General features: G+C 37.3%; 22 protein-coding genes and 2 tRNA genes. 15 read left to right on the top strand and 9 right to left on the bottom strand.

Going from position 1 to position 25,164, the window contains the following annotated elements:
- Nucleotides 1-9: 9 nt before the first annotated feature.
- The 3 genes from ABD676_RS07025 to ABD676_RS07015 all read left to right on the top strand — a co-directional run bounded on the left by ABD676_RS07025 (nt 10) and on the right by ABD676_RS07015 (nt 4,644).
- A complete protein-coding gene (locus ABD676_RS07025; protein ID WP_344673886.1) occupies nt 10-864 on the top strand; it encodes a helix-turn-helix domain-containing protein in 855 nt (284 codons plus the stop codon).
- 117 nt (nt 865-981) lie between these two features.
- Nucleotides 982-2,277, top strand: coding sequence for a DUF389 domain-containing protein (locus tag ABD676_RS07020; protein WP_344673885.1), 1,296 nt, complete (start codon nt 982-984; stop codon nt 2,275-2,277).
- A gap of 1,314 nt (nt 2,278-3,591) precedes the next feature.
- Nucleotides 3,592-4,644: a peroxiredoxin family protein gene (locus ABD676_RS07015; protein ID WP_344673884.1), complete on the top strand. Its 1,053-nt coding sequence runs from the start codon at nt 3,592-3,594 to the stop codon at nt 4,642-4,644.
- A 264-nt stretch (nt 4,645-4,908) separates the two neighbouring features.
- On the opposite strand, the gene nhaA is transcribed toward ABD676_RS07015, so the two are convergent.
- The 3 genes from nhaA to guaB form a co-directional block, all read right to left on the bottom strand.
- A complete protein-coding gene (nhaA, locus tag ABD676_RS07010) occupies nt 4,909-6,078 on the bottom strand; it encodes a Na+/H+ antiporter NhaA (protein ID WP_344673883.1) in 1,170 nt (389 codons plus the stop codon).
- A 452-nt stretch (nt 6,079-6,530) separates the two neighbouring features.
- The gene (locus ABD676_RS07005; protein WP_344673882.1) at nt 6,531-6,650 is read right to left on the bottom strand and encodes a 30S ribosomal protein THX; all 120 of its coding nucleotides are present in this window, start codon (nt 6,648-6,650) and stop codon (nt 6,531-6,533) included.
- A gap of 183 nt (nt 6,651-6,833) precedes the next feature.
- Nucleotides 6,834-8,309 (bottom strand): IMP dehydrogenase, encoded by a 1,476-nt coding sequence (guaB, locus tag ABD676_RS07000; RefSeq protein ID WP_344673881.1) that lies wholly within the window; start codon nt 8,307-8,309, stop codon nt 6,834-6,836.
- A gap of 212 nt (nt 8,310-8,521) precedes the next feature.
- On the opposite strand from guaB, the gene ABD676_RS06995 reads away from it, so the two are divergent.
- The 7 genes from ABD676_RS06995 (at nt 8,522) to ABD676_RS06965 (ending at nt 17,103) form a co-directional block, all read left to right on the top strand.
- Entirely contained in the window at nt 8,522-8,998 is a 477-nt protein-coding gene (locus ABD676_RS06995; protein WP_344673880.1) for a hypothetical protein, read from the top strand.
- Nucleotides 8,999-9,355: 357 nt separating this feature from the next.
- Nucleotides 9,356-10,531, top strand: coding sequence for a glycosyltransferase (locus tag ABD676_RS06990; RefSeq protein WP_344673879.1), 1,176 nt, complete (start codon nt 9,356-9,358; stop codon nt 10,529-10,531).
- 1 nt (nt 10,532) lies between these two features.
- Entirely contained in the window at nt 10,533-11,591 is a 1,059-nt protein-coding gene (locus ABD676_RS06985) for a glycosyltransferase family 4 protein (RefSeq protein WP_344673878.1), read from the top strand.
- 249 nt (nt 11,592-11,840) lie between these two features.
- Nucleotides 11,841-14,861, top strand: coding sequence for a protein translocase subunit SecDF (gene secDF / locus ABD676_RS06980; RefSeq protein WP_344673877.1), 3,021 nt, complete (start codon nt 11,841-11,843; stop codon nt 14,859-14,861).
- A gap of 183 nt (nt 14,862-15,044) precedes the next feature.
- Nucleotides 15,045-15,668 (top strand): peroxiredoxin family protein, encoded by a 624-nt coding sequence (locus ABD676_RS06975; protein ID WP_344673876.1) that lies wholly within the window; start codon nt 15,045-15,047, stop codon nt 15,666-15,668.
- On the top strand, nt 15,668-16,666 hold the full coding sequence (gene gap, locus ABD676_RS06970) for a type I glyceraldehyde-3-phosphate dehydrogenase (protein WP_344673875.1): 999 nt from the start codon (nt 15,668-15,670) through the stop codon (nt 16,664-16,666). Before ABD676_RS06975 ends, gap begins: the two co-directional genes overlap by 1 nt.
- Complete coding sequence (locus ABD676_RS06965) at nt 16,663-17,103, top strand: GNAT family N-acetyltransferase (protein WP_344673874.1); 441 nt, start codon at nt 16,663-16,665, stop codon at nt 17,101-17,103. The genes gap and ABD676_RS06965 overlap by 4 nt, the downstream gene beginning before the upstream one ends.
- An 18-nt stretch (nt 17,104-17,121) precedes the next feature.
- On the opposite strand, the gene ABD676_RS06960 is transcribed toward ABD676_RS06965, so the two are convergent.
- The 5 genes from ABD676_RS06960 to ABD676_RS06940 form a co-directional block, all read right to left on the bottom strand.
- On the bottom strand, nt 17,122-17,895 hold the full coding sequence (locus ABD676_RS06960; protein ID WP_344673873.1) for a TIGR02757 family protein: 774 nt from the start codon (nt 17,893-17,895) through the stop codon (nt 17,122-17,124).
- Nucleotides 17,896-17,942: 47 nt separating this feature from the next.
- Nucleotides 17,943-18,941, bottom strand: a complete 999-nt coding sequence (gene obgE / locus ABD676_RS06955) for a GTPase ObgE (protein WP_344673872.1) — start codon at nt 18,939-18,941, stop codon at nt 17,943-17,945.
- Between the two features lie 30 nt (nt 18,942-18,971).
- A complete protein-coding gene (locus ABD676_RS06950; protein ID WP_344673871.1) occupies nt 18,972-19,541 on the bottom strand; it encodes an adenylate kinase in 570 nt (189 codons plus the stop codon).
- Nucleotides 19,542-19,611: 70 nt separating this feature from the next.
- Nucleotides 19,612-19,685: transfer RNA gene (locus ABD676_RS06945), tRNA-Arg, on the bottom strand.
- 203 nt (nt 19,686-19,888) lie between these two features.
- Nucleotides 19,889-19,962, bottom strand: a tRNA-Arg gene (locus ABD676_RS06940).
- 137 nt (nt 19,963-20,099) lie between these two features.
- Between ABD676_RS06940 and ABD676_RS06935 the strand changes: the two genes are divergently transcribed.
- Nucleotides 20,100-20,930: an alpha/beta fold hydrolase gene (locus tag ABD676_RS06935; protein WP_344673870.1), complete on the top strand. Its 831-nt coding sequence runs from the start codon at nt 20,100-20,102 to the stop codon at nt 20,928-20,930.
- A 2-nt stretch (nt 20,931-20,932) separates the two neighbouring features.
- On the opposite strand, the gene ABD676_RS06930 is transcribed toward ABD676_RS06935, so the two are convergent.
- Nucleotides 20,933-21,772 (bottom strand): patatin-like phospholipase family protein, encoded by an 840-nt coding sequence (locus ABD676_RS06930; RefSeq protein WP_344673869.1) that lies wholly within the window; start codon nt 21,770-21,772, stop codon nt 20,933-20,935.
- Nucleotides 21,773-21,892: 120 nt separating this feature from the next.
- Between ABD676_RS06930 and ABD676_RS06925 the strand changes: the two genes are divergently transcribed.
- From ABD676_RS06925 to ABD676_RS06915, 4 genes are all read left to right on the top strand, one after another.
- Entirely contained in the window at nt 21,893-22,495 is a 603-nt protein-coding gene (locus ABD676_RS06925; RefSeq protein ID WP_344673868.1) for a TetR/AcrR family transcriptional regulator, read from the top strand.
- 37 nt (nt 22,496-22,532) lie between these two features.
- The gene (locus ABD676_RS06920) at nt 22,533-23,165 is read left to right on the top strand and encodes a nitroreductase family protein (RefSeq protein ID WP_344673867.1); all 633 of its coding nucleotides are present in this window, start codon (nt 22,533-22,535) and stop codon (nt 23,163-23,165) included.
- Nucleotides 23,166-23,509: 344 nt separating this feature from the next.
- Nucleotides 23,510-24,091: a sigma-70 family RNA polymerase sigma factor gene (locus ABD676_RS18200; RefSeq protein ID WP_425565273.1), complete on the top strand. Its 582-nt coding sequence runs from the start codon at nt 23,510-23,512 to the stop codon at nt 24,089-24,091.
- Nucleotides 24,092-24,107: 16 nt separating this feature from the next.
- On the top strand, nt 24,108-25,112 hold the full coding sequence (locus tag ABD676_RS06915) for a FecR family protein (RefSeq protein WP_344673866.1): 1,005 nt from the start codon (nt 24,108-24,110) through the stop codon (nt 25,110-25,112).
- Nucleotides 25,113-25,164: the final 52 nt, after the last annotated feature.

Here is a 25,164-nt window from a genome sequence, read left to right as displayed (position 1 = left end):
TGGACAGCTATGATCATCAAACAACTTGATTTACCCAAACAATACCACCAGAGTTTTCAGGTGCGCAGGGATTATGCACCAAAGCACCATCAGGTTTGGCATTATCATGAGGAATTGGAGTTTGTGCATATCGTAGATGGTTCAGGAACACTGTTTATTGGTGATCGGATAAAGGCTATTCAGCCTGGTGAAACAGTATTAATACCCTCACAAACCCCTCATTATTGGCTTTTTGACACTTTCCAAGACCAGGCTGAAGAAATGGAATCCATTAACTGCATTGTCTTACACTTCAAGAAGAATTTAGGAATTGAGAATCTGCTCGCTATGCCTGAATTACATGCATTAAAGCTATTAATCGATCAAGGTGACCGTGGATACTATATAAACAAAACCAATAGAAAACTCATCAAAAACCACTTTGAGCAAGTTTTAAATGCCAGCAATTTAGATAAGCTCATTAGTCTATTCAAGCTTTTGGAATGCATTCAGGATTCCCCAAAAGAAATGTTGACCTCTGAAAATTATGCGATGTTGCATCAATCAGAAGACCAACATCGGATGAACAACCTGATGGATTATATCCGGGAAAACTACAAACAACCAATTAAATTGGTTGATTTAGCCAGCTTAGCAGGATTAACCGAAAATTCCTTTTGTCGCTATTTTAAACAGAAAACTGGTAAAACTCCCGTGCAATTCATAACCGAACTTCGTGTTTCTCATGCCTGTACCCAACTCCGAAACAGTAAAATGACTCTCAAAGAAATTTGCTATGATAGTGGATTTAATAACTTCGTGAGCTTTCATAAAAATTTCAAGAGCATCTTAGGCCTTACTCCCCTGCAATTCAGGCAACAATAGCTGAAAACCTGTGCTCTAACACAAATAGCGATGTAGTTATTTGTCTAAGCTTAGGTAATTCAGCAAACGATTTTTCACAATAGTTGTTACTTTTGCAGAAAATTCACACTGAACTGCATGAACACGATTACGCGTTTCCTAAACCTTCATTTCGGAGAAGAAGCAAAAGATAAAGTATTGGAGAATGTGACATCCAGCATATCCTTTCGAGGCGCAAATGTCTGGATTCTTGCCTGTGCTATTGTTGTTGCTTCAGTTGGCTTAAATGTCAATTCTACAGCTGTCATCATTGGAGCCATGCTCATTTCACCACTTATGGGCCCTATTATCGGTGCTGGTTTTGCTTTAGGAACCTATGACTTCAACCTTTTAAAGAAATCCATAAAAAACTTAGGGATTGCAACTGTTGTGAGTTTGTTCGTTTCCTTTTTATACTTCCTTTTAAGCCCTTTTAAGGAAGCGCAGTCAGAATTGCTTGCTCGTACCGCTCCTAACATCTATGATGTCCTCATCGCCTTCTTTGGTGGCTTGGCGGGCGTAATAGCATTGACCAGGGTGGAAAAAGGCAATCCAATACCCGGAGTAGCCATTGCTACAGCATTAATGCCTCCACTTTGTACAGCAGGTTACGGATTAGCCATCGGAAACTTCAGTTATTTTGGCGGCGCCTTATATTTGTACATCATCAACTGTTTCTTTATCTGCATTTCCACTTTCTTAATCGTCAAATTACTCAAATACCCTAAGGTCAAATTTGTGGACGATCAGAAAGAAAAGAAAATAACCCGAATCATTAGTACCTTGATCATTGTGATCTTAATTCCAAGCTTTTACTTGGCCTATGCCCTTCTTCAAGAAAAGAAATACAGTCAACAGGTCAATGAATTTATTCAAACCGAATTCAATAACAAGGGCTATACCCTAATCTACGAAAAGACCTATTTCAACAACCGTCCAAAGATGATTGAATTGGCATTCCTTGACAAACGATTCTCCCCTAACGAGTTACAAGAATTAAATGGTAAACTGGAAAATTACGGCTTACAAGGTACAACCTTAAAAATCAGACAAGATAGCACTGACCTCAAAAAGGATATCCTTGCAGAAATCAACCAACAATCGAAGAACGTATCGGAGAAAGATGTCATTATCCAAAATTTACGAAAAGAACTACAGTCCTATAACTTTGATGACAAGGAATTATTGAAAGAAATCAATATCCTTTTCCCAAAATTAGCTCCATATTCCATCGGAAAGCAATTGGTGATTATCAGACCAGACAGCAGTTTCTATCAAAACACCTTAACCTATCAAGGTAAAACCGAGATAAGCATTGATGATCTGAATAAACTTAAAGCCTGGCTTCAAGCTAAATTTCATTCAGAAAGCTTTCAAATCATCAAAGCAGATTAGTATTTAAGGGAAATAGGGTAAAATTTCATTAATATTAAAATCCCAATATTTATGATTATGGGCATATGGCATTTTATCAATTGCTCCTGTTTTTTAATTTTTCCCTAATTCCTATCTTCTTTTTTTTCTGTTGCGTGTCGTCTGTTGTCTCAAATTAAATTAAACGGGCGGACATTCCGTTCGTTCTCATCGGGGTATAAATCCCCTTCCCATCGAAGTCCCTCCGTACCGCCCATACCTAACGTGCTATCTAGAAAGTTCGACAATATCACTTTAATAGCCGCACAGCGTAGGGGCAGCACTGAGCGCAGCGGAATGTCTTGGCCCTTCGGGCAGTATATAGTAAAAAGTATTTAGTAGATAGACCTATGAGCGGGTTAGATTCATGAACGTATTAACGGTCGAAGCATGCTTCGACCCTACGGTTATGGAGGTTTGGATTAATAAAATCACGATTGTTTGTAGGGGCGATGCATGCATCGCCCGCATATAGCACGAATTAAAATACCTTTAATAGTATGAAGTTTGTTCGGCAAGCCTCTCAATGACGAGACCTCAAGTGGATAGGGAGTGAGACTCTTCGCTTTGCTCTGAGTTGGAAGTTGCATTATTTTTAACCGCTCATAGGTCTAATTACTCAATACTATCTACTAGATACTGTCCGCAGGGCCAAGACTCTTCGCTTCGCTCTGAGTTGAAAGTTGCATTACTTTTAACCGCTCATAGGTCTAATTACTCAATACTATCTACTAGATACTGCCCGCAGGGCCAAGACTCTTCGCTTCGCTCTGAGTCGTAAGTCATATTACTCCAATAGGACTAAATATTCACAATAAAAAATAGCGATTTCACATCTAACAGCGAAGCGATCTCATATCTCATATCCAATAGCGAAGCGGTCTCTCTCAAGGGTTTTATTCGCCACTCTTACGGAACTCCTTCGGAACTTGTTCGGAACTCCTTCGGATCTCGTTCGGTTCCGACCGAACGAGATCCGAACAAGATCCCTATCAAATCCGTATAAATTACTTAAGAGTCTCGAAGCCAAATCCTGTCAATATTTAACTTATACCTAAGTATACCCGAATAGAATTGAACCCTAATTCCAGAAAAAACAGCACGTTCGTCACATTTAACAAATTTTAAGGCAATCAAAATAGTTTATTCAGTAATTTGGATCTATCAAACACCTTTATTATGATTCGCCAATCCATTAAAATCAAATTAATTCTACTAATAAGCTTTTGCATTTGTTTTTGTACAGCAAGTCAAGCCCAGGATGTACAGCGAATTTTAGATCAGGCGGAAAATGCTATGAATAAGCAATCTGAGCTCCACATTAAATCCACCTTGTATTTGCATTATGAATCTGAAGAAATGTATGATACGATTTCGAATCAACTCTATTTATCTTTTCCCGACAAAAGAGACTACAGGTATATTCTATATCAGGGTGAGGGCAAAAACAGTCGATTTATCTATAATGGTTCCGAAAATTTCTTTTTGGATTTGGCAGACAGTACGATTCAGGTGACAAAACATCCTAAAGAGGAGGATATATATTCCAACACGACATTCAATATATCCTATGTTACTTGGAGATTGGGATTAAGCAGCTTCAAGAGCAATAAGGATATCGGTAAAAAGATTAGTCAAGAGACTTTAAATGGAAAAAAAGTATATAAAGTTGAGCTAAATATAGGGCAAAATTTCCTGAGCAAAACGGGGGTATTAAATCCCATGAAATTAAAGGCTGAAAACCTATTGATTGTATATTTGGACCAAAAAACCTTATTACCCTTAGAGCTAATCAGTCAACGCGTAGGTTCTAAAGACTTTGTCAAAACGAAAATCGAATATCTATCCTTGAAGGGTAAACGACCTCATGAAACGAGCTGGTTCACTTCCACTTATAGCGGCTTTAAACCATATAAGAAAATCTCATTGGCTCAATTGGCATTAAACCAAGAGGCTCCTGCTTGGAGCATGAACTTAGCAAATCAGAATGGTAGCAGATCTTTAGAGGAGTATAAAGGAAAATACCTTATCCTGGAGTTTTATATTAAAAATTGTGGTTACTGCGTTGAAGGTGTGAAGAAACTGAATACTTTACAAGAAAAACTAGCTGGAAAGAACGTAGCAATTTTAGGTATCAATTCCCAGGATAGCCAATCAGATTTGCATTCTTTTATCAAAACACAAAAACCGGAATATGATATCGTATGGGACAAGGATGGTTCTGTGAGCAAAGCTTATGGTGTTGATGGAGTCCCCCATGTTTTCATTTTAGACCAAGAGGGAAAAGTAATTTACAATGGTGGATTAGATCAGGATAAAATATGGTCAGTATTGGATGGAAAGATCTAAAATTGATTGACATCTGAATTGATTGGCTATTTTAGATTAAGTAAAATTTCAAAAATCAAGTTGAAAGGTTTCTACAAGAAGGAATAAAGAGCAAAAATAAAGGGTTAAGTCTGATTTACTTAACCCTTTGCTATTAAATATTAGAAATAGATGTAAGATATGAAATAGGAGATTGCTGCGCTGATAGATAAAACTAGTTATAATGTATAGTTACTTATAACTCATAACTACGCGAAGAGTATATAGTTTACTCTCCTAGGACCACTATTCATATACTTTATTGGATTTTAAAGAGAAGTATCCGATAACACCTGCCAATAAAGAGGTAATCAAGATGGATAGTTTCGCTTCGGACACATGCAATGGATCTCCGAACGATAAAATAGCGATGAAAATAGACATGGTAAAACCAATTCCGGCCAGTAAACCAACCCCAATAATATGTCTCCAAGTACTTCCTTCCGGCAAACTACTTAGCTTTAGCTTGGTACAGATGAAGGAAGTTAAAAGGATACCTACTGGTTTTCCTAATAATAATCCTAAGCTAATTCCTAATCCTAAGGAGTTTGTTAATCCGCTTAACATCTCTTTTTCCAAGGTTATATTCGTATTGGCGAACGCAAAGATTGGAATAATCAAAAGATTGACAGGCTTGGTTAGTGCATGCTCTAAGCGCTCCAATGGAGATTCTACATCGGTATCGTTTGTTGGGATACACATAGCAACCAATACCCCTGCTATAGTTGCATGAATACCAGAATGGTGCACAAAGTACCACACAAAAACACCTGGAATTAAATATAGGTAAGGATTCAAGATGTTCATACGGTTCATGATAATCAAAGCTACCATTCCAATACCGGCATACATCAGGTAGAACATTTCAATACCAGAAGAATAGAAAAAGGCGATAACTAAAATAGCGATCAAGTCATCTACAATAGCCAATGCGGCTAAAAAAATCTTTAAGCTACTCGGTATTCTATTTCCTAATAAATTGATGACTGCTAAGGCAAATGCAATATCCGTAGCCATTGGGATTCCCCAACCACTAGCGGTTTCTGCACCAGCGTTAAAGGATAGGTAAATTAATGCAGGAACTACCGCACCACCAATAGCACATAAAATAGGTAAAGAAGCCTTCTTAGGTGAGGATAATTCTCCTTCCACCACCTCCCTTTTGATTTCCAATCCAACTAACAGAAAGAACACGGCCATTAATCCATCATTAATCCACAACAATACGGGATAACGTAGATGTACGGATTCATTTTCAAATCCTAATTGTACGTCCAATAAGTTTTGTAATGCAGGCGCTAAAGGCGAATTCGCTATGATCATCGACAAGATAACACATAGGAATAGCATGATACCACCCGCATTGCTCGATTGAAAAAAATCTTTAAAAGCATTTAGATTAATAAGTTTGTTCATATATAGCTGTTTATTGTTTTGTACAGTTAGCTGAATACTAATATCCCAAAAAGGCATATTTTCGTAAGACCACGGGCTCTTACTTTATGTTAAAACCATAAATTTTATTGATACTTCGAAAACAAAATCTCTTTAAAACCGTGAATTTCGGCTAAAATATAGAATACTTCTTAGACAGTTTAGAATTATTGCATAGATAATATCTATAATTATTTCAATGTATTATTTCTGTTTTGACAGAAACCAAGATGTTCTCCTTCGGGTTTTTGGGAAACATCTTTTGGAAAATAGAAGTCAAAGTGAGTGTAAGAGAATTTCTGTAAAAATATTGGGTTATGAAGTAAAAATAAAATCTAAAGGATTTGCTTTATAAAAATTGTTGATTCAAATCCTTTAGATTTTCTAAGATGGATAGAAATGCTATCCTATCCGATTAATAAATAAGACATAGTCTATTTTTCTTCTTTAGGTTTGGTATTGGATTTCCCTTTAAAAGGGTTTCTAGGCCTCTTTTTACCATAAGAGCCCATGATAATTTTTCCTTTGCGTGTTTTTTTATCTCCTTTTCCCATAATTCTTACTGTTTGATAAAATGTGATTAAAAAATACTTAAATAGACATCTAATCTACTAAAAATGAGTTAAAAAGAAAAATATCGGATTAAATGACACATGAAAACCCCACAAGGGATAGGTTAAAAAAAAAGCAGGCTGAATAAGTAATATTCAGCCTGCCAATACCCCAGATAGTGCTTATTAGCCTCTACTGTTATAGTTAGGAGCTTCTTTCGTAATTTGAATATTATGCGGGTGAGATTCACGAAGACCTGCACCTGTAATACGAACGAATTTTGCTTCTTGTAATTTTTCAATAGTTGCTGCTCCACAGTAGCCCATGGAAGCACGTAATCCACCAATGTATTGGTAAACCACCTCTGCTAATGTTCCTTTATATGGCACACGTCCTACGATTCCTTCTGGAACTAATTTTTTGATATCGTCCTCTACGTCTTGGAAATAACGGTCTTTCGATCCTTTTTCCATCGCTTCCACAGAGCCCATGCCACGGTACGACTTGAATTTTCTTCCTTCTAAAAGAATGGTTTCACCTGGAGCTTCCTCGACACCTGCAAATAAAGAACCTGCCATAATGGTGTGTGCACCAGCAGCGATTGCTTTGGCAATATCACCGGTTTGTTTGATACCACCATCAGCGATAAGCGGTACACCAGTACCTTTCAATGCTTTCGCGACTTCATAAACAGCATATAATTGAGGAACACCTACACCAGCAATAATACGGGTGGTACAGATAGAACCAGGACCGATACCAACTTTAACTGCATCTGCACCTGCATCAGCTAACATTTTAGCTGCATCACCTGTAGCAATATTTCCAACAATAACCTGAAGATCTGGATATTGTGCTTTTACTTCTTTTAATTTGTTGACTACACCCAAGCTATGTCCGTGTGCTGTATCAATCGTGATTACATCAACGCCTGCTTTTACTAAAGCATCAACACGTTCGATCGTATCGTGGGTTACACCTACTGCTGCACCAACCAATAAACGACCATGTTCATCTTTAGCTGCATTTGGATAATGCTTATATTTTTGAATGTCTTTGAAAGTAATTAGACCTTTCAACGAACCATTGGCATCTACCACTGGTAATTTTTCGATCTTATGGTTTTGAAGGATCTCTTCCGCTTTGATTAAATCTGTACCTTCAGGAGCAACTACTAGATTTGTTTTAGTCATTAATTCACTGATAGGACGAGCCATATCTTTTTGGAAACGAAGATCTCTATTGGTCACGATGCCCACAAGTTTGTTTTCCAGGTTTATCACTGGAATACCACCGATCTTATGTTCACGCATGATTTGGAAAGCATCACCTACAGTTGCTGTTTCTAACAAAGTCACCGGATCTTGGATCATTCCACTCTCCGAGCGCTTGACTTTCCGAACTTCAGCAGCCTGTTCAACAATGCTCATATTCTTATGTAACATCCCGATACCCCCTGCTTGAGCGATAGCGATCGCTAAATCAGCACCGGTTACTGTGTCCATTGCTGCGGACACCAAAGGGATATTTAATTTGATTTTTTTTGTCAGATAGGTACTCGTATCAACGTCTCTTGGCAGAATTTCAGAATAAGCTGGAATTAATAAGACGTCGTCATATGTGAGGCCTTCTTGTACGAATTTTTGTGGATCTAATTGCATAGCAAATAATAATGGGGTTTCCTATTTGCAGGGCAAAATTACGATTTTCATTGATTTTAACAAAATAAATAAACGTCTGAAACGAATTAAATGACAATTAAATTAAATACAACGGATTTTGGCAGACTATTTGCATAGGAAGACGTGAAAGGACCTAACTAATGTTAATTATTGACCTTGTTGGGTTTATGGAAAACAATAAATTAATTCACATGAAAAAATTATTTTTACCTCTAATTGCAGTAGCAGCTTTAACATTTGCTACTTCTGAAGCTCAAGCGCAAACTCCTTACAAATCAGCTCTTGGTATCGTATTCGACGGATATGACGGTTCTAACGTAGGTATCCAATACAAAACTGCATTAACTAACGTTTCTGCATTACAATTACAAGCAGCATTCCGTAATCACTGGGTATCTTTCGGTGCTGACTGGCAATACGAAAAAGCTATCCCTGGTGCTGATGGTTTAGCATGGTATGCTGGTGTTGGTGCTCAAGTAGGTATCTATAGCTACGATGGACACTCTAGCACAGGTTTCGGTATCCGCCCTCAAGTAGGTTTGGAATACAAAATCCCTACTATTCCTATCGCTATGCACTTAGACTACAAACCTTATTTAGGTTTAAATAACGATACTGGCTTTGATGGTGGTGGTTTCACTTTCGGTGTGAAATTCGTGCTTAAATAAGTCAAGAATTTATTTTCAATCGAAAAGGCTTCAATATTTTGAAGCCTTTTTTTGTGTATTTTTACTACTGCTCAACACAACATAAACTGTAGTAAACAAAGCACAAAACATCGTACACATAGTAGTCAATGCCCTTTTTAGGTCAGAATAATTTGTAATATTTTTGTTATTGTGGGGAAAAGGATAGAACTTTACGGCAAACATGATTTTTAAAACAACAACAATTTATCAAGTTTGTATTCGCAACCTAAATGGTCTTGATCATAATCAAGATTCTATACGTCTGTCAAGTAAGTTGGCACTTCTATCAGCATTTTTGTAGCACTATCCTATTAATTGTCGTTGAACTTATTGTCTATGGAGCGAAAGAAAGTCCTTTATTTTATGCCTGACAACCCTATGAAGGGACATGCCGGCAATATTTCCAGATGTAAGCAATTACTAGCCTTCTTCAGTGAACAGGAGGAACAATTTGATACCGACTTTGTGTCTGAAAGGGTATGGGGAAATTGGGACGATAAATCCGAAATAGACTTTAAAAACAAGTACCCTAAACTTGGTTTAAAGATCATCAACAGAAAATTTAAAAGAGATGATTTCTTCAAGTACCTCTTTGTATATAAACTTCCAAACCTATTTGTAAAGCCCTTTGAGCAAAACAGAGTGGATTTGACCTCCGTTATTATGCGGAAAGAATTTAAGAAAGTATTACAAGAAACGAAATACGACATCATCATCATCAGTTACGCTCAATGGGGTAAATTGGTGGATTACCTACCATACGCTGCCCGTACCATTATTGATACGCATGATTTTATTAGCTTATTAAAAGTAGATGATTTAAAAAGCAGTAGCAAAGCATCTAAAAATTTAAAATCGGAAATTAGTATCCTAAAAAAGTTCCAAAGTATTTGGACATTCTCCATTGAGGAGAAATATATATTTGGGCAGTTTTGTCAAAGAAAGGTAGATTTGATACCTATTGGGTACAAACTCGATGACATCAGTAGTCATCCACAAGATCCATTGTATGATATCATTTATGTAGCGAGTGAAAACCCGCATAATATAAAAGGGATTAAATGGTTTACTGAAAATGTACTACCGAAATTACCGCCAATGAAAATTGCGGTTATAGGTAAAATTGCCAATTACGTTACAGAACATCCTAGTATCCATAAGTTGGGCTTTGTTGATGACTTAGATGCAGCATATCGAAATTCTAAGATCTCCATTTGCCCGATGCTGAGTGGAACGGGCATTAAGATTAAAGTATTGGAATCCTTATCGATGGGGCTTCCGGTAGTTACCAATTCTTACGGTGTCACAGGGTTAGTTAATAAAATCAATAGCGGCTGTTTGGTGACCGATGATTCTGATAAATTTGCAAACTATATACTGGACTTATTAAATAATCCAGAATACCGCAATGAAGTAGCCAAACAAGGGCAAGAATTGATGCGGAGTTTTTATAATCTAGAGCTAGAAAAGAAAGTCTTATTATATTCGCTGTTGGAACCAGCACAACAATAGTATGAGAGTCGTTTTTGAGACCGAAAGAATGAAATATAGCCATACCGGCTTATATTATTACTGTTTAAACTTGGGGAATGCCTTATTAAATAGCGCACCTCTGGATATGCAACTTTCATTCTATCATAACGAACGAGCAGAATTGGTTTTTGGAGATGACAAGAACTACATCAAGCAAAAATCAATTGATAAATTCCTGAAACTATCTTGGAAGGGATTTGATCTGTATCATGCCAATTACCAACTCTCCCCCTATCTTCCTAAAAAAGGAAAAACCAAGGTTGTTTTAACCATACATGATCTCAACTTTATTGCTGAGGGTAAAACGCCCGCAAAGATTAAAAAATATCTAGGAAAGGTTCAGGCGAATATTGACCGTGCCGTTGCTGTAGTGGCCATCTCTAACTTTGTCAAAGAGGATGTGGAAAAGCACTGTAAGTTAGGTAATAAAAAAATAGAGGTCATTTATAATGGAAGCAATATTGATCCCGAAAAGATAAAGTTAGCTTCTCCGGAATCACCAATAGATGGACCATTTCTATTCAGTATAGGCACCATAGCAGCGAAAAAAAATTTTCATGTGTTGCCTTTTTTGTTGGTCAACAATAATTATAAGTTGGTCATCAGTGGAATCATCCAAGAAGAGGACTATTACCAAAAAATAAAAGCAATTGCTAAATCTTTGGGATTAGAAGACCGCGTTATATTAACAGGTCCAGTTTCTGAAGAAGAGAAATACAGTTACTTGAAACATTGTTCCTTATTTGTATTTCCCTCCTTGGCTGAGGGATTTGGACTTCCTGTAATTGAGGCCATGAGTTTTGGTAAGAAGGTCTTATTATCGACCTATACCAGTTTACCTGAAATTGGTGGCAAAGAGGCTTTTTATTTGGAGTCGATGGATGCGAATTATTTACAGGATTTTGCCACAAATAAGCTTGAAATGATCATTCAAGGAGAGGACCGTTCGGATGAAATAAAAGCTTGGGCTGGACAATTCTCTTGGGAAACTGCTGCTAAAGCCTATTGGGATCTTTATCAATCCATATTAAGATCTTAAAAGGAGTTAAAGGAACAAGAAAATTACAATCTTCTATGGAAGAGGAGTTGAAATAACCTATTCATTTCCTTTTTTCTATGTTATATTTGGGAGTTCGGTGGAAGGGAAATTATGTATAACAAAATTTTCGAGATTAAGTTTGCTTAATTATTTTCATTATGCATTTTTTTTATACCTTTGCGATTCTTGGTAAATATTATTAAGCTTAAAAAAAGAACATAAAAAACCATAATTTATTACGATTAGACAATGAGTAAAGGGCTGATTAAATTTTTGGTGATAGTGGTTTCCCTAGCGTGCCTCTACTCCTTATCATTCACTTTTGTAACACGAAAAGTTGAAAAAGATGCCGCAAACTATGCCAAAGGAGACATGGTAAAGGAAAAGGCGTATTTGGATTCCATCGCTAGTGAAGTGGTGTATAATATAGGCATTGCAAAATTCACCTATCGCGAAGCAAAAGCAAATGAGCTTGCTCTTGGTCTGGATTTGAAAGGTGGTATGAACGTGACCATGGAAATTTCCTTGGACGAGTTAATTACCAACTTGGCAAACAAACCAAAAGATGCAAACTTCAATAAGGCTTTAGAGACTGCTATTGCAAAAAGCAAAACGACTAACACATCGTTGATTGAATTATTCTTAAATGAATACAAAGCTACTGGTGCTACTACGCCTATTGCGACATTCTTCGCTACGAAGGATAATGCTGGTGCAATTCAAGCTGGAAGTTCAGAAGGTGAAGTTCGTAGTTTCTTAAACAGAGAAGCTGACAACGCGATCCAGAATTCCTACAAAGTATTGCGTACGCGTATTGACAAATTCGGTGTAGCTTCTCCTAATATCCAAATCCAACAAGGAACTAACCGTATCTTAATCGAGTTACCAGGTGTAAACGATCAAGAGCGTGTTCGTAAGTTGCTTCAAGGATCTGCTAAGTTAGAATTCTATGAGACGTTCAGGAATGAGCAAGCTTATGGTATTATTGACAACATCAACAATACTTTAGCATCAGCACTTAAATCGGACAAAAAAGCTCCTGCTACAGTAGCGACAACTGATTCTACTGCAACTGCTGCTGCTGACACAACCAAAAAAGAAGATAACCTATTAGCAAAACTAGGTGCAAATAAAAATGCTACTGACTCCAATGCTGCAGCAAATGCAGGATTAGAAGCTGGTAACCCATTATTCTCTGTTTTGAATCCTAATGTTGGACAAGGTCCTTCAGGTCAAATGGAATTAGCACCGGGTGCAATCGTAGGTTATGCAAGCTTAAAAGATACAGCAAAGGTTAATGCTTACCTAGCACGTCCTGAGGTGAAAGGCATTATCCCTGGGAATATGCGCCTATTATGGGCTGTTAAACCAGAGAGCTTCTCTAAAACAGCTGACATCTTAGCTTTATATGCTATCAAAACTTCAGGTGCTGAGAATGGTCCAACCATGACTGGTGATGTAATCACTGATGCACGTGATGGATTCAGCCAACAAAATAAACCAATCGTTTCCATGTCGATGAACGCTGAAGGTGCTCGTCAATGGCAACGTGTAACGGGTCAGGCTGCTCAAGGTAAATACTCTATCGCTATTGTTTTGGATGGTGTTGTTTACTCAGCTCCTGGTGTAGAAAAAGAAATTGCTGGTGGTAATTCAGAAATCTCTGGAAACTTTACTATTGAAGATACGAAAGACTTAGCAAACGTATTGAAAGCTGGTCGTCTACCGACTACGGCAAAAATCGTTGAAGAGGCTATCGTAGGTCCATCATTAGGACAAGTAGCGATTGACTCTGGTGTAAACTCGGCTATCGTTGGTATCATCGTGGTAATGGCATTCATGATTGCTTATTACAACCGTGCTGGTATTGCAGCTAACATCGCTGTAATTTTCAACGTGTTCTTCTTGATGGGTGTACTTGCATCGTTAAATGCAGTATTGACCCTTCCGGGTATTGCAGGTATCGTATTGACCATGGGTACTGCCGTCGATGCAAACGTCTTGATCTATGAGCGTATGCGTGAAGAAAAGGCTCTTGGTAAATCCATGCGTCAAGTAGTATCAGATGGTTACAAACATGCGATGCCGTCTATCTTAGACTCGCAGATCACAACATTCTTAGTAGGTTTAATCTTGTTCTTTACAGGATCAGGTCCTATCCAAGGTTTTGCAACTACCTTAATGATCGGTATTATTACCTCATTATTCACTGCCATCTTCATCACTCGTTTAATTTTCGAATACATGTTGAAGCGTGAGATGAAAATTACGGTGTCTTTCCCTTGGTCTGATCATACGATGAAAAATGCCAACTTCCAATTCGTTAAGAAAAGAAAAGTGGCTTATACCATCTCTTTAATCGCTGTAGTAATCTCTATTGCTTCTATCGCAACAAAAGGATTCTCTTACGGTGTAGATTTCCAAGGTGGTCGTACTTATACTGTTCGTTTTGATGAACAAGTAAAAGCTGAAGACATCCGTGAGAACTTAAATAATGTATTTGGTACTACAACAGAGGTTAAGACTTTTGGAAGTGAAAACCAATTACGCATCACGACTTCTTACCATATCGAGGAGACTTCTGATGCTGCAGATAAAGAAGTATTAGCAAAATTAAACGAAGGCTTAAGCAAAGCTCAAGTTTCTAAATACGAGATCTTATCGCAACAAAAAGTAGGACCTACAATTGCAAGTGATATTAGAGACCGTGCGATCTACGCATCTATCCTATCGATCATTGTAATCGCTGGATATATCTTAGTTCGTTTCCACAAATGGCAATATTCTGCTGGTGCTGCAATTGCAACAATTCACGATGCAATCATCTTGTTAGGTTTATTCTCCATGTTGGATGGAATCGTTCCTTTCTCATTGGATATTGACCAACACTTTGTGGCAGCAATCTTAACGGTATTGGGTTACTCGGTGAACGATACGGTGGTTGTATTTGACCGTCTTCGTGAGTACTTGAAGAAACCAAATGCACATAAAGAAGAGATTGGCACTACGATTAACAATGCGATTAACTCGACATTGAGTCGTACAGTGATCACTTCATTAACCGTAATCTTCGTACTTGCCGTATTATTTGTATTCGGTGGAGAAGTTATCCGTGGTTTCTCATTCGCTATCTTAATTGGTATCGTTGTAGCAACCTACTCATCTATCTTCTTAGCAGCTCCTGCTATCTTCGACTTAAGTCGTGGAAAACACTTAGCATCTTCAGCTAAGGAAGAAGAGAAAAAACAAGTTAAAGTTGTAACTCCATAATCTGGAATAACAAATATTGAAAGCCCCAAAGGATATCCTTTGGGGCTTTTTGTTGCATATCTGCTAAGTATGGAAATCTGAAATGGTTTTGATGTTTTATTTATGTCAGATTCCTGAATATTATCCTTAGTAAATCTTGGCCTAACCTAATTTTTTAGTAGTTTTGATACTTAATCATTAAACATGAGAACAAAGTTTGTCCTACCTTTATTGAGTATTTCCTTAGGCTTATTTGCCGTTGGATGTAACAATCAACCGAAACAAGCAGAGACACCTACTACCCAGGAGCAAGCGGGTCATGAAGGTCATGACCACAGTGAACACGCTGGTCAACCGCATCAAGATGCACCTGCTGCTGCTACTGCTCCTCCGACAGTTAAAGCTGCTAATTTATCGATTCCGGAATTCACCTTCTTCAAGGTTAAATCGGGTTTACCATTTTCCAGAGCAGATATCAAAGCTGGACAGAATACCGTATTTATTCTATTCGATCCTTCATGTGGTCACTGTCAAAATGAAACTCGAGAATTAGCTAAAAATTACGATAAGGTTAAAGGGGTGAACATCTATTATGTATCGATGAATGACCCGGCTTTAATGGCTAGTTTCTTACAGACTTTCGGTAAAGAATTAGATGGAAAGCCAAATGTGGAGATGCTTTACGACAAGAATCAAGAGTTCGTACAACGCATACATATTCCTGCGCAATTCCCAGCAAACTATGTTTATGGCCCTGATGGTGCTTTAAAGAAATATTGGGAAGGCGAAAAAGCAATAAGCGAAGTAATATCAGATTTTAATCAATAATGAGAATTGCCATCAATGGGTTTGGACGTATCGGGCGTCATACCCTCAGAAATATCCTAAATAGGGACATCGATAATATCGAGGTCGTAGCGATTAATGACTTGGCGGATGCCGCAACATTAGCGCATTTATTCAAATACGATTCGGTTCATGGTCCTTTAAACCGTGAAGTTAAGCACGATCAAAATCACCTATTCATTGATGGCAAATCTATTGAGATATTAAATAAGCGTGACCCACAGGAATTGCCTTGGAAAGATTTGGACATTGATGTAGTGGTGGAATCGACAGGTTTGTTTGTGAAAGCTGAATTAGCTAATAAACATATTCAAGCGGGAGCCAAACAGGTTATCATCTCCGCTCCTTCTCCAGACAAAGAGATTCCTACAGTTGTGTTGGGTATTAATGATGCGGATTTTGATTGGAATACCCAAATCTTTTCCAATGCATCTTGTACCACCAATAACGTGGCTCCACTGATTAAAATCTTAGATGAAAACTGGGGAATCGTAGATGGTTATATTACCACAGTCCATTCGATGACAGGTGACCAAAATCTACATGATGCGCCACACCGAGACCTAAGACGTTCTAGAGCTGCTTCAGCTTCCATTATCCCAACGACAACCGGAGCTGCCAAAGCTATTACCAATGTTTTTAAACATTTGGATGGTAAGCTTGGGGGTGCTGGTATTCGCGTACCGGTATTAAATGGGTCATTGACTGACTTTACATGTAATTTGCAGAAAGAGACTACCGTAGAGGAAATCAATCAGAAATTCAAAGAAGCATCGGAAGGTTCGCTTAAAAATGTATTGTATTATACCGAAGATCCAATCGTATCAGTTGATATTATCAACAATCCCTATTCTTGTGTATTTGATGCGCAATTGACCAGTATTGTTGGTGGATTGGTGAAAGTTGTTGGTTGGTATGATAATGAATTTGGTTATTCTAACCGTTTGGTAGATATCTTGCAAATATTAGCTAATAAATGATCCGATTCATAAAAACTGCTGATACACTACCTATTCGTAGTTCCGTTTTACAGAACGGGAAAGATGAACAGCTTTGCATTAATCCTGAGCATGATAAAGCTGATAGTTTTCACCTCGGTTATTACGATGAATCAGGAAAATTATGTGCGGTATTAACCATACATCAGACGAATCACCCCAAGCTTCCTCATACCGGTTATCGCTTGAGAGGCATGGCAACAATCCCCGAAGAAAGAAGAAAAGGCTATGCTAAGGAGCTATTGAATGCGGCCATAGAACATCTCAAAACACAGCTACCTGCCGACTATTTATGGATGATTGCTCGAGAAGTAGCTTATCCTTTCTATGAAGAAATGGGCTTTGAATACTTTTCCGATGAATATGAAATTGAAGGTATTGGCAAGCATACTGAAATGTATATGCCATTCTATGGCTAAAGTGTGGAATTGAATTTCCTATAATTCCCCTACTACACCTAATCCAAATAAAGCAAAGTCATATTTAACGGGATCTAGCGGATCTAGCGATCGAAGATTTTCTGTCAGTTCTACTGCTGATTTCCAATTTACTTTATCTGATTGCATCAAACCGAATTTCTTGGCTACACGCTCAACATGCACGTCGCAGGGGCAAATTAAATCTTTTGCATCAATATTCTTCCATATCCCAAAGTCTACTCCAGCATTATCTTTTCTGACCATCCATCGAAGAAACATATTCAATCGCTTACAGCTTGATTTTTGAGCTGGTGAACTCACATGCTTACGCGTCCTCAGCGGAAAATCAGGCAGGGAGAAAAAATAAGATTTAAAGTGATTTAAGGCTGCTTCAACTTGAAAAGGCTCTCCAAGCTGACTTCCTTGCAGAAATGCATCCTCAAGGCTCGAGAAGCGCGTATAATGCTGTTTGAAGAAGGCAATGAAATATAAAAGGTCAGTATCGTTAAAAGTTCTGTGTTTAAATCCCAATAATGATTTCAAATCTTGATCTTGATGATGTAGGATAAAGTCATGTGGCGCATGATCCATGCGTTCGATCAATTCCTTACATTTATTAATTATGGTCTTTCTTTGTCCCCAGGCTAAAATACTGGCAAAGAAACCCATAATCTCGATATCCTCTTGTTTACTGAATTGATGAGGAATTGAAATGGGATCATTTGGAATGAAATCAGGTTGATTGAATTCCAAGACTTTTTTGTCTAGGAAATCCTTTAATGATAAGTCCATAGGTACAAAAATATAAAAAAGCAGCTCTAAGGCTGCTTTTTTATATTTTATTCGTTGATAGCTTTCCAGATCATATCTTTCAGCTGTTGAATATTCTTTCCGGTGACAGAGGATATAAAGAGATAAGGGATACCCTTAGGCACTTGAAGTGCCATTTCTCTTTCAAGTTCCTCATCCAACATATCGGATTTACTAATGGCTAATAATCTCGGCTTATCCAATAATTCGGGATTATAAGCAGTCAATTCGTTAAATAGGATATCGTATTCCTCAGCGATCGTGCGATCGGTATCTGCAGGAACCATAAATAGCAAAACCGAATTACGTTCGATGTGACGTAGGAAACGATGCCCCAATCCCTTACCTTCCGAAGCACCTTCTATAATACCCGGTATATCAGCCATAACGAAAGATTTATTATCTCGATAGGCAACAATACCTAGGTTAGGAACTATTGTTGTAAAAGGATAGTCAGCGATTTCTGGCTTTGCGGCTGAAACAACCGAAAGTAGGGTTGATTTACCCGCATTAGGAAAACCCACTAAACCTACATCAGCAAGGACTTTCAGTTCAAGAATAATCCATTGTTCTTTACCAGGCATGCCCGGTTGAGCATGACGAGGAGTTTGAACAGTTGACGACTTAAAATGCCAGTTACCTAAACCACCGCGACCACCTGGAGTAAGAATTTTGGTTTGACCATCACGTGTAATCTCAAAAAGCACTTCACCTGTTTCCGCATCTTTAGCCACCGTACCTAGTGGTACTTCCAGGATTTCATCCTTACCAGTTGCTCCAGTTTTAAGCGTAGAGCCACCTGGCAGACCATTTTCCGCAATAATGTGCTTGCGATATTTCAAGTGCAATAACGTCCAGTGCTGTGTTGATCCTCTCAACATGATATGCCCACCACGGCCACCATCACCACCATCAGGTCCACCTTTTGCGGTGAACTTGTCTCGGTGTAAATGGGCAGATCCTGATCCACCATGCCCCGAGCGGCAGCATACCTTTACATAATCTACAAAATTTGACCCCTGAGCCATAAATCCTCTCCCAGTAAAATGTGTTTATTATTAATAACGATCAATGATCGATGAAAGTTCACCAAAGATAGCTTGGATATCTCCAATACCATTTACTTTGGTTAAATTACCTTTAGCTTCATAGTAAGGTAGTACATGAACCGTTTTACCAAAGTACTCCTCAATACGTCTCTTCAATTTGTCTGCTGCATCATCTGCACGACCTGAAATTTCCTGACGTTTAGCAATACGTTGAGTTAACTCTTGTTCATTAACATCTAATGCAATAACACCTGAAATAGGCATATTCTTAGATTCCATAAACTTGTCCAAAGCCTCCGCTTGTGCAACGGTACGTGGAAAACCATCAAAAATAAATCCTTTAACAGCAGGATTATTGCTGATTTCTTCCTCGATCATTGCAATAGTGATTGAATCTGGTACTAGATTACCGTCAGCAATGATTTGACTTACTTGTTTACCTAATTCGGTTTGATCCTTAATGTGAGCACGAAACATGTCGCCTGTTGAGATATGATGTAAGTCATATTTTTCAATTAATTTAGCGGACTGAGTTCCTTTTCCTGCTCCTGGAGGCCCGAATAATACAAGGTTTAGCATAATGATGTTATTTATTGTTGATCATAAAAAACAAAAGCCTAATCCGATGACGAATTAGGCTCATTCTAAGTGCGCTCAAAGGGAGTCGAACCCCTAACCTTCTGATTCGTAGTCAGATGCTCTATCCAGTTAAGCTATGAGCGCGTCAACCTCCACTTCACGTCATCTGACCGTTCCGTTTTGGTGATGCAAATATAAGGAAATATTAATCTTGACCAAACTTTTTTTTAATATTTATATAACATAGGAAAGAGCAGTTTATCGCATAGAATGCTTACAGGGATGAAAAGCTGGCAGTAACTTTGTTATAGTATCCGTGAAAAAATGATGAGTTTAAATAAAGAAAGTGCGCTCAAAGGGAGTCGAACCCCTAACCTTCTGATTCGTAGTCAGATGCTCTATCCAGTTAAGCTATGAGCGCATTTCTACAGGACTAATTGTCCGTTGAAGTGCTGCAAATATCGCTGTTTTTTTATATTTTCCAAATCATTTTTTCGTTTTTTAAGCAATTTCAAACTATATTACCCCTATTCTGTTGATACCTATATAATTAATTTTATGGCTGAACGTATAATAAAAAGCAACAAGATCCGAATTGGCGACATTAGTATCGCCTACCATATTAAAAAAGCGAGCGAAAAAAGGGATCAAACGATTATTTTCCTACATGGCTTCCCTTTCAATAAAAACATGTGGAAGGAACAATTGGAAAGTTTAGAAGATAATATTACCGGAATTGCAGTTGATATCCGCGGAATGGGAAATACTACAAAAGGCCATGGCTTCTTTTCCATCGATGTCTTTGCAAAAGACCTTGGTGCTTTTATGCGCAAAATGGAAATTGATAAGGCGGTTATCTGTGGTGTATCCATGGGTGGATACATTGCCTTACGTGCTTACCAATTATTTCCAGAAAAAATTAGCGGGTTAATTCTTTCCGATACCCACAGCAAAGCAGATGATGATGCTGGTAAGCAGAAGCGCTTTGATGGCATTCAAGCCGTATTAAATCACGGTAGAAGACCTTACGCTATCGGTTTTGTATCCAATGTATTTGGTGCAAAAGCAATCGAAGAAAGACCAGAAGCTATTGAGCTAATCAAAAGTAGTATTCGTAGAAACAGCGTATCGGCAATCTGTGCTACGTTATTGGCTTTAGCTGCAAGAACTGATACTACCGAGGTATTGGATAAAATCAATGTTCCTACTATCTTGATTCGAGGAAAAGAAGATAAAATTACTCCTGCTGAGTTAATGGAGGATATGGCTAACAGCATTAAAGGTGCTAAATACTATGAATTTGAAGATTGCGGCCATCTCCCGAATATGGAAGATCCAGAAAAATTCAACTTACATATGAATAGTATGTTGCAAAATATTGAGGAATAAGCTTATTTAACTAGGCTTTGATCCTTCTCAGCTTTCTTTTTGGTCGAAATATTGGGTATATTCTTTTTTGTATACTCCACTCCTTTTTCGATTAAAAAGGAAGCTTTATCATAATCCCAAATACCTCCAATATTATGCGGAATATCGATCAGATAATCTGGTTTATACAGTTCTACACTTAATTTAGATAGTCTTCTGCGCATCATTAAATAAGCCTCTTGCATTAAACCTATGGAATTCATCTTGCTTTCAAAAGGAAGTGGCCCATATTTAGCATCGGGTTTACCATCTAAATTGACAGCAATAACGATGTTTCGGCGCTTTCGTTTGACATAGTTAATTGGAAGTGGATTTATAACTCCCCCATCAACCAAATTCCATTCATCTGATTCAATACTTGTAAAGACACCAGGAATAGCTATGGAAGCCCTTATAGCTTGGTAAACACTCCCCTTATCAAAAATCATCTCACGCTCATTCTTCAAATCCGTAGCAATAGCTCTAAACGGAATGCGCATATCTTCAATATCTCGATCAGGAAAGATTTCTTTTAGTGATTCAAATACACGAACTCCTTTCAAAAGACCGAATTTAGGATTCGTAAAATCCATCAACTTAAAAACAGAGCGTTTTGTAAAACTACGCATCCAATCTTCCAATTCTGTCAATTTACCTTCCACATATGCTGCTCCAATTAATGAACCTATGGAGCAACCTACAATCTCATCTATTTCATATCCTTTCTCTTCTAAACAACGTATTATACCAATCTGGACTAAGCCTCTTGCACCACCGCTCCCTAAGACCAATGATACCTTGCGTTTACTTTTCAAGAAGTTCATATTTAAAGGTAAAACAATTTTCCGTTCTATTAAAATGTCATCTTTTTGTATGTTTTTTATTAAAAGTTTGAACAATTATCTATCATTGTTACTTTTGCTAACACTGTTAACTAATTAAGTATGGGCGTATCAGAAAGAAAGCAAAGACAACATGAGGAATTGAGGAATCAAATCATCGAATGTTCTCGTGAAATCGTGGAAGAAGAGGGATGGGCGAATCTTTCTATCCGTAAAATAGCAGATGCTATTGAGTACTCTGTCCCTGTAATTTATAAGCATTTTGAGAATAAGGAAGCAATCACGGCTTATTTTGTACAAGAGGGGTTTCAAAATTTACTTAATGAGGTTTTGGCACATATTGATTCCAACGCTAGCATTGAGGATAGATTTCAGCAGTTAGGCATGGGATATTACCATTTTGCTGAAAAATTCCCTAAGCATTATGAAGTGATGTTTGGATTGGGAATCCCTACTTGCGAATCAGCAAGAAATGTAGAGTCAATCAATCAATTATCTGGGATCTTCAGAAGTATGATTAAAGAGTTAAGTCATAAGAACCCGAATAAAGAAATTGACCAATGTTTGAAATACCGCACCTTATGGTCTCTTTTACATGGTGTCGTAGCATTTGAGTTATTAGCACTTCCGGGTGTTAATCCAGTATGCTCAGCGAAGGCTTTAGAAGATGTAGTAGACGGCTATGTCAAATCCATTTTATTTTAACACATTTTTTTCACATATAATATAACATCCGTAACACATGAGTTTAATAGAAGACTTACAATGGCGATATGCCACTAAAAAGATGAGTGGCCGTGCAGTAGATCAGGAAAAAGTAGATCAAATCGTAGAAGCAGCACGCTTAGCACCTACTTCTTCTGGATTACATCCATTTAAAATCATTGAAATTTCCAATCCTGAATTAAAAAAGAAAATTCAACCTATAGCATTCAATCAATCACAAATTGTGGATAGCTCGCACCTATTGGTATTTGCAGCATACGATGAATATACCAAAGAACGTGTAGATGCTCCTTTCAAACAACAAGAAATCGAACGCGGTTTACCTGCAGGCTTTGCTGACGATTATAAAAATGGATTGTTTGCTAAACTACAAACACAATCAAAAGACCAGCATTTCGAACATGCAGCTCGTCAAGCCTATATTGGTTTTGGTTTAGCCATTGCAGCTGCTGCAGAGCTTAAAGTTGATGCTACACCTATGGAAGGCTTTATCAATCAGCAATTGGATGAATTGTTGGGATTAGAAAAACTAGGACTTCGTTCAGTGACTATCCTTGCATTAGGCTATCGTGATGAAGAAAACGATTGGTTATTGAACCTTAAAAAAGTTCGTATTCAAAAAGAAGATTTTGTGATTAACTACAACTAGTTTGTAAAACACAAATACAAAAAAATATACTAGGTCAAATTAATTAAAAGACTACAGTAAGGATATCCCTAGCTGTGGTCTTTTTTTCGTTTAACATTTCTAGTCAGAATGAAATAGCTAACTGCAATTAAGAACATTTATTCTATCAATTTCAATTGGTTCCTGCCCTCTTATTTATTTTAACATTGCTAATAATGAATACCATTTATATTGCTTTAACTATTAGAAATGTGCTATAAAAACTAAATATCAAAAAAGTTACATGCTTTTTGGAATTATAAAATTATACAGTACATTTACAATAAATCATACATAACACCAATTTGATTTATTTTACATCTACCATGAAAAACCTCGAATCCCTAACCTTTAAACTTTCGAATCAAGACTACGATTGGCTCTGCAGGTTAAAAAACAACGATACTAAGGCCTTCTCAGAGATCTATTTCACTTATTGGGAAAATTTCCATGACTATTGTTTAAGGTATCTTAAAAATGAAAATTTGGTGAAGGATGTATTGCATGATGTCTTTTTAGAATTCTGGAAAATCAGGGGTAAACTAGAAATAAAGTATTCTATTAAAGCATATCTTGCTGTATGTATCAAAAACAAATGTATTTTTGTATTGAAGCAAATGCGGAGATTTGAGTTCCTCGAGATAGAAGATTATGATTTCCAATCTGTTGAACATGACCAATTTTCTGTACGAGACATTGAAAGTCAACTAAACTATGTTCTTACAGAAAAAATAACCAACAAGAGTAGAATCATATTCGAATTAAATCGAAACGAGGACCTTTCCTATAAGGAGATTGCATATCGGTTAAACCTGAGTGTCAAATCGGTGGAATACCACATGTCAAAAGTTTTAACCATATTAAGAAAATCAATTTTAACATTAATAACCTGCATGTTATTCTTTTGAGGAAGAATACTAGATTATGAATAATACGCAAAAGGAAGATATTGGAAATGAAATTCATGATCGAATTTTACATTCCATAGCACAGGATAAGCGAAGCAAACGAAATAAACGTATCACGTTTATTGTATTAGGCTGCACGATTTTCTTATTGGGCTTCTTTATGTATGCAAATAAAATTAGCCTCAATGAGTCTATGAGTATACATCAACCTAGGGAATTTACTGCCGATTTCAATCAAGGGACTTACACTCAAAAAGATTTATTCTCCTCAAAAACCAATAAGTTAATTTTAGATTCTAATAGTACACAAGCGATTTATCAGAATAAATCTAAAAACCTCACCGTATTAAATATTGCCAAACTTGATTTAAGTAATAAGGACATTTTGAACATTAAGACAGGGGTTGGAGGATTCTATAAAGTTGAGCTTCCAGACGGATCTATTGTAAATCTAAATTCTAAATCCAGCCTTAAATATCAGGCAAACTACATGGAGGATAGAAATCTAACACTTTCCGGAGAAGCCTATTTTGAAGTGAAGCCACTTTTAATTGCTGAAAAGAAAGCTCCTTTTCAAGTCAAAACCGAATTACAAACTATTGAAGTATTAGGTACGGCTTTTAATGTAAAAACAGGAAATATTAAAGATGAAACGCTTTTGTATGAAGGTCGTATAAACTTAAAAAACAAAACTGGAATGCTGAAAAAGCTTTTCCCAGGAGACTTAGCCAAAATAAACGAAGGCAATACGGAAGTTGTCAAATTAAATGAAGGTGAAATCGAGGAAACACTAGCCTGGAAGGAAGGCTATTTGTATTACAACAATCGAACATTAAAACATATCCTGGAAGATCTTCAGAAATACTATGATTTTGAATTCAATGGTAAGGAGGTTCCTTCAGAATACTTCACCATTTATTTGGCTCGTGAAAAGAAACTTCCTGAACTTCTACGACTCTTGGAGAAATCCGGAGATATTAGCATGCAATTAGCCAACAATATCATCAATTTCAAAAAATAATATTTTTTATTTAGGGTAACTAGCCCTGTTATACTCTTATAGGTAGAAGGTA

It is taken from the genome of Sphingobacterium kyonggiense, assembly GCF_039536825.1.
GTDB classification, from domain to species: Bacteria; Bacteroidota; Bacteroidia; order Sphingobacteriales; family Sphingobacteriaceae; genus Sphingobacterium; species Sphingobacterium kyonggiense.
This window is presented reverse-complemented; position numbering and strand designations above follow the sequence as displayed.

What these genes read in the sequence shown, in the direction of transcription:
- nhaA (WP_344673883.1), bottom strand. Translation starts at nt 6,078, where the DNA reads ATGAACAAACTTATTAATCTAAATGCTTTTAAAGATTTTTTTCAATCG.
- ABD676_RS06965 (WP_344673874.1), top strand. Translation starts at nt 16,663, where the DNA reads ATGATCCGATTCATAAAAACTGCTGATACACTACCTATTCGTAGTTCC.
- ABD676_RS06925 (WP_344673868.1), top strand. Translation starts at nt 21,893, where the DNA reads ATGGGCGTATCAGAAAGAAAGCAAAGACAACATGAGGAATTGAGGAAT.
- ABD676_RS06975 (WP_344673876.1), top strand. Translation starts at nt 15,045, where the DNA reads ATGAGAACAAAGTTTGTCCTACCTTTATTGAGTATTTCCTTAGGCTTA.
- ABD676_RS07015 (WP_344673884.1), top strand. Translation starts at nt 3,592, where the DNA reads ATGAATAAGCAATCTGAGCTCCACATTAAATCCACCTTGTATTTGCAT.
- ABD676_RS06985 (WP_344673878.1), top strand. Translation starts at nt 10,533, where the DNA reads ATGAGAGTCGTTTTTGAGACCGAAAGAATGAAATATAGCCATACCGGC.
- guaB (WP_344673881.1), bottom strand. Translation starts at nt 8,309, where the DNA reads ATGCAATTAGATCCACAAAAATTCGTACAAGAAGGCCTCACATATGAC.
- ABD676_RS06960 (WP_344673873.1), bottom strand. Translation starts at nt 17,895, where the DNA reads ATGGACTTATCATTAAAGGATTTCCTAGACAAAAAAGTCTTGGAATTC.
- secDF (WP_344673877.1), top strand. Translation starts at nt 11,841, where the DNA reads ATGAGTAAAGGGCTGATTAAATTTTTGGTGATAGTGGTTTCCCTAGCG.
- ABD676_RS06990 (WP_344673879.1), top strand. Translation starts at nt 9,356, where the DNA reads ATGGAGCGAAAGAAAGTCCTTTATTTTATGCCTGACAACCCTATGAAG.
- obgE (WP_344673872.1), bottom strand. Translation starts at nt 18,941, where the DNA reads ATGGCTCAGGGGTCAAATTTTGTAGATTATGTAAAGGTATGCTGCCGC.
- gap (WP_344673875.1), top strand. Translation starts at nt 15,668, where the DNA reads ATGAGAATTGCCATCAATGGGTTTGGACGTATCGGGCGTCATACCCTC.
- ABD676_RS07005 (WP_344673882.1), bottom strand. Translation starts at nt 6,650, where the DNA reads ATGGGAAAAGGAGATAAAAAAACACGCAAAGGAAAAATTATCATGGGC.
- ABD676_RS06930 (WP_344673869.1), bottom strand. Translation starts at nt 21,772, where the DNA reads ATGAACTTCTTGAAAAGTAAACGCAAGGTATCATTGGTCTTAGGGAGC.
- ABD676_RS06935 (WP_344673870.1), top strand. Translation starts at nt 20,100, where the DNA reads ATGGCTGAACGTATAATAAAAAGCAACAAGATCCGAATTGGCGACATT.
- ABD676_RS07025 (WP_344673886.1), top strand. Translation starts at nt 10, where the DNA reads ATGATCATCAAACAACTTGATTTACCCAAACAATACCACCAGAGTTTT.
- ABD676_RS06920 (WP_344673867.1), top strand. Translation starts at nt 22,533, where the DNA reads ATGAGTTTAATAGAAGACTTACAATGGCGATATGCCACTAAAAAGATG.
- ABD676_RS07020 (WP_344673885.1), top strand. Translation starts at nt 982, where the DNA reads ATGAACACGATTACGCGTTTCCTAAACCTTCATTTCGGAGAAGAAGCA.
- ABD676_RS06915 (WP_344673866.1), top strand. Translation starts at nt 24,108, where the DNA reads ATGAATAATACGCAAAAGGAAGATATTGGAAATGAAATTCATGATCGA.
- ABD676_RS18200 (WP_425565273.1), top strand. Translation starts at nt 23,510, where the DNA reads ATGAAAAACCTCGAATCCCTAACCTTTAAACTTTCGAATCAAGACTAC.
- ABD676_RS06950 (WP_344673871.1), bottom strand. Translation starts at nt 19,541, where the DNA reads ATGCTAAACCTTGTATTATTCGGGCCTCCAGGAGCAGGAAAAGGAACT.
- ABD676_RS06995 (WP_344673880.1), top strand. Translation starts at nt 8,522, where the DNA reads ATGAAAAAATTATTTTTACCTCTAATTGCAGTAGCAGCTTTAACATTT.